General features: G+C 61.6%; 1 protein-coding gene. It reads right to left on the reverse strand.

The genetic code is table 11. The features are described from left to right. Positions 1 to 25: 25 nt before the first annotated feature. Positions 26 to 479, reverse strand: a 454-nt coding sequence (locus tag V6F78_RS22260) for a DEAD/DEAH box helicase (RefSeq protein ID WP_332728338.1), incomplete at its 5' end; no start/stop codon positions are given.

Raw genomic sequence — 479 nt, forward strand, 5'->3', positions numbered from 1 at the left:
GTCATCGCCCTTAACGGCCATCCGCTTACTCCTTTCCCCGGTAACTCATGAGCTCTGCCAGCTGGTCCGGCTCCAGTTCCGTGAGCCAGCCCTCGCCTTCGCCGACGACGGCGCCAGCCAGCTGCGTCTTGCCATCCAAGATGTCTTGGATGGATTCTTCCAACGTGCCAGCCGTAATCATCTTATACACCTGCACGTTGCGGCGCTGACCAATGCGAAAGGCGCGGTCCGTGGCCTGGTTTTCCACCGCGGGGTTCCACCAGCGGTCCATGTGCACCACGATGGACGCCGCGGTTAGGTTCAGGCCCGTGCCGCCTGCCTTGAGCGAAAGGATCATCGCCTGTGGGCCATCATCGGCCTGGAAGTCCTCCACCATCTGGTCGCGCTTATTCTTGGTCACCCCGCCGTGCAGGAAGGGAATCTCGTGGCCCAGTTGCCCGCTCAGGTAGGGCTGCAAGATATCACCGAAGGCCTTGTAC

The sequence above is a fragment of the Pseudomonas sp. ESBL9 genome, assembly GCF_036668715.1.
Classification (GTDB): domain Bacteria; phylum Pseudomonadota; class Gammaproteobacteria; order Pseudomonadales; family Pseudomonadaceae; genus Aquipseudomonas; species Aquipseudomonas lundensis.